The organism is Pseudomonas sp. GM21, assembly GCF_000282215.1.
Taxonomy (GTDB): Bacteria; Pseudomonadota; Gammaproteobacteria; order Pseudomonadales; family Pseudomonadaceae; genus Aquipseudomonas.
Genome location: NZ_AKJS01000039.1, coordinates 1 through 3,777, shown reverse-complemented (window position 1 = coordinate 3,777; position 3,777 = coordinate 1). Strand labels below are relative to the sequence as shown.

Here is a 3,777-nt window from a genome sequence, read left to right as displayed (position 1 = left end):
TGTTTTGTCCGCAGGAAAGTTCGTGCAGTAGGGGTCTGACTCAGTTGGGAGAGCCTCATGCTTGAGGAGCGCGGTCTTATAGCGCCGGAAATGATCAGCAAAAAACTATCTGCTCAGCGAGCACCCGATCATCAAGGCCCTGGCCATGGCTTACAAGCCGCGTGGCAGGCCCCGCAGGCTCCAATCAGGGCTCGCAATACCAGAGCGGCTCTATCTTTCGCCAACGCCCCTGACGTAGTCGTATGCCTTCGAGCAGGTTCGCCCTGGAGCGATGCTGAGACTGGCCCAGCCGAGATCTATAAAACAGCGGCATTGCCCGGAACTGGTTAATCTTCACCCACAAAAAAGCCCCAGACCCTAAGGTCTGAGGCTTTTTCATTTACAACGTATGGTGCACCAGGCGGGATTCGAACCCACGACCCCTGCCTTCGGAGGGCAGTACTCTATCCAGCTGAGCTACTGGTGCAAGCGGGCGCCATGATACTCATATGTGCAGCGGTCGTCCATGCTGCTGAATCGACTGGCTTTTTTGAAAGCGTAACGTGCGATTACTACGTTGATCAGAAAAACCAGGCAAATGCGGCGTTTTCGTTCTTTTTTTCGAACAGCCTATTGTCCTTTACCCCCTTTGATCCTAGGATTCGTTTGAGATTTCAAACGCTCTTGTCTGGGTGCTGAACCGCACGATATCAATCAGTGCGCTATTTATGTGCTTCAGCCCGGTGAATGATTTCCCTGACGGCAGCCTATAGGGCGCCTTTCTACAATCATAATTTGCTCCGCGCCTGTCGCGGTGCTGTTAAGGAAAGCCGACATGCAGCTTAAAGACACCCAGTTGTTCCGCCAGCAAGCCTTCATCGATGGCGCGTGGGTCGACGCGGACAATGGTCAGACGATCAATGTGAACAACCCGGCAACGGGCGAAATTCTGGGCACTGTGCCGAAAATGGGTGCTGCCGAAACCCGTCGTGCGATCGAAGCCGCTGACAAAGCGCTGCCGGCCTGGCGTGCACTGACCGCCAAGGACCGCGCGAACAAGCTGCGTCGTTGGTTCGAGCTGATTATCGAAAACCAGGACGACCTGGCTCGCCTGATGACCCTCGAGCAGGGCAAGCCATTGGCCGAAGCCAAGGGCGAAATCGTTTACGCCGCTTCATTCATCGAATGGTTCGCCGAAGAAGCCAAGCGCATCTACGGTGACGTGATTCCGGGCCACCAGCCAGACAAGCGCCTGATCGTGATCAAGCAGCCAATCGGCGTGACCGCTGCGATTACCCCGTGGAACTTCCCGGCTGCGATGATCACCCGTAAAGCCGGCCCGGCGCTGGCTGCCGGTTGCACCATGGTGCTCAAGCCTGCTTCGCAAACGCCGTTCTCGGCATTTGCGCTGGCTGAACTGGCTCAGCGTGCCGGTATTCCTGCTGGTGTGTTCAGCGTTGTTTCCGGCAGCGCCGGCGACATCGGTAGCGAACTGACCAGCAACCCGATCGTTCGCAAGTTGTCCTTCACCGGCTCGACCGAAATTGGTCGTCAGCTGATGGCGGAATGTGCCAAGGACATCAAGAAAGTTTCCCTGGAACTGGGCGGCAATGCACCGTTCATCGTGTTCGACGACGCGGATCTGGATAAGGCCGTCGAAGGCGCGATCATTTCCAAGTACCGCAACAACGGCCAGACCTGCGTCTGCGCCAACCGTCTGTACATTCAGGATTCGGTCTACGACGCGTTTGCCGAGAAGCTGAAAGCGGCCGTGGCCAAGCTCAAGATCGGTAACGGTCTGGAAGAGGGCACCACCACGGGTCCGCTGATCGACGAAAAAGCCGTGGCCAAGGTTCAAGAGCACATTGCTGACGCGATCAGCAAAGGTGCAACCGTTCTAGCGGGTGGCAAGGTCATGGAAGGTAATTTCTTTGAGCCGACCATTCTGACCAACGTGCCGAAGAACGCTGCCGTGGCCAAGGAAGAAACTTTCGGTCCATTGGCGCCGCTGTTCCGCTTCAAAGACGAAGCCGAAGTGATCGCGATGTCCAACGACACCGAGTTCGGTCTGGCCTCGTATTTCTATGCTCGTGACCTGGGTCGTGTGTTCCGTGTGGCTGAAGCCCTGGAATACGGCATGGTCGGCGTCAACACCGGGTTGATCTCCAACGAAGTCGCGCCATTCGGCGGCATCAAGGCCTCGGGCCTGGGTCGTGAAGGTTCCAAGTACGGCATCGAAGATTATCTGGAAATCAAATACCTCTGCCTGGGTATCTAAGCTCGCAAGACAAGAGCCCAGCAAGGCATTGCTTCAAACGCAAAGGGCACGAGAGCGCTGTCCCTTTGCGTGCAACAAACGGAATTTTCTCTGTGGCTGGGAAAGCTGTGGCAGTCGATCATCGCATGCTGCCGTAGTTGCCTCCCCGCTGCATTTTCCTTGAACCACGCCGCCCGATGAGCGGTGAATGAGGACTTTATGAGCAAGACTAACGCATCCCTGATGAAACGCCGCGAAGCCGCTGTACCACGCGGTGTTGGCCAGATTCACCCGATCTTCGCCGAGTCCGCGAAGAACGCCACCGTGACCGACGTTGAAGGTCGCGAGTTCATCGACTTCGCCGGCGGTATCGCCGTGCTGAATACCGGGCACGTGCACCCGAAAATCATCGCCGCCGTGACCGAGCAACTGAACAAGCTGACTCACACTTGCTTCCAGGTGCTGGCCTACGAACCGTACGTAGAACTGTGCGAAAAAATCAACGCCAAGGTGCCTGGTGATTTCGCCAAGAAAACCCTGTTGGTCACCACCGGTTCCGAAGCGGTAGAAAACGCCGTGAAAATCGCTCGTGCCGCCACTGGCCGCGCCGGCGTGATCGCGTTCACCGGCGCTTACCACGGTCGCACCATGATGACTCTGGGCCTGACCGGTAAAGTCGTGCCTTACTCGGCCGGCATGGGCCTGATGCCAGGCGGCGTGTTCCGCGCGCTGTACCCGAACGAGCTGCACGGTGTGAGCGTCGATGATTCGATCGCCAGCATCGAACGCGTCTTCAAGAACGACGCTGAACCGCGTGATATCGCAGCCATCATCATCGAACCGGTTCAGGGCGAAGGCGGTTTCTACGTCGCGCCTAAAGAGTTCATGAAGCGTCTGCGCGCGCTGTGCGACCAGCACGGTATCCTGTTGATCGCTGACGAAGTGCAAACCGGCGCTGGCCGTACCGGCACTTTCTTCGCCATGGAACAGATGGGCGTGTCCGCCGACCTGACCACCTTCGCCAAATCCATCGCCGGCGGCTTCCCGTTGGCCGGTGTGTGCGGCAAGGCCGAATACATGGACGCTATCGCTCCAGGCGGCCTGGGCGGTACTTACGCCGGTAGCCCGATCGCTTGCGCTGCGGCCCTGGCCGTGATGGAAGTGTTCGAAGAAGAGCATCTGCTGGACCGCTGCAAAGCCGTCGGCGAGCGTCTGGTCACTGGCCTCAAGGCTATCCAGGCCAAGTACCCGGTGATTGGCGAAGTCCGTGCTCTGGGCGCGATGATTGCTGTTGAGCTGTTTGAAAACGGCGACAGCCACAAGCCAAACGCTGCAGCGGTAGCGTCGGTGGTGGCCAAGGCTCGCGACAAGGGCTTGATCCTGCTGTCCTGCGGCACTTACGGCAACGTTCTGCGCGTCCTGGTACCGCTGACTTCGCCGGACGAGCAACTGGACCAAGGTCTGGCGATCATCGAAGAGTGCTTCTCCGAGCTCTGATTGATTTGTGAGCTGATCGACAAAAACCCGCTTCGCAGACTGTG

2 protein-coding genes and 1 tRNA gene are annotated in these 3,777 nt (G+C 57.9%); 2 read left to right on the top strand and 1 reads right to left on the bottom strand.

Annotation, left to right across the window (positions count from 1 at the left end):
* Positions 1-389: 389 nt before the first annotated feature.
* Positions 390-466: transfer RNA gene (locus PMI22_RS21745), tRNA-Arg, on the bottom strand.
* Positions 467-814: 348 nt separating this feature from the next.
* On the opposite strand from PMI22_RS21745, the gene gabD reads away from it, so the two are divergent.
* The gene (gene gabD / locus PMI22_RS21750; RefSeq protein ID WP_007944101.1) at positions 815-2,257 is read left to right on the top strand and encodes an NADP-dependent succinate-semialdehyde dehydrogenase; all 1,443 of its coding nucleotides are present in this window, start codon (positions 815-817) and stop codon (positions 2,255-2,257) included.
* A 198-nt stretch (positions 2,258-2,455) separates the two neighbouring features.
* Complete coding sequence (gene gabT / locus PMI22_RS21755; RefSeq protein ID WP_007944100.1) at positions 2,456-3,733, top strand: 4-aminobutyrate--2-oxoglutarate transaminase; 1,278 nt, start codon at positions 2,456-2,458, stop codon at positions 3,731-3,733.
* Positions 3,734-3,777 lie beyond the last annotated feature (44 nt).

Coding starts and splice junctions, on each gene's coding strand:
- gabD (WP_007944101.1), top strand. CDS start 815: ATGCAGCTTAAAGACACCCAGTTGTTCCGCCAGCAAGCCTTCATCGAT.
- gabT (WP_007944100.1), top strand. CDS start 2,456: ATGAGCAAGACTAACGCATCCCTGATGAAACGCCGCGAAGCCGCTGTA.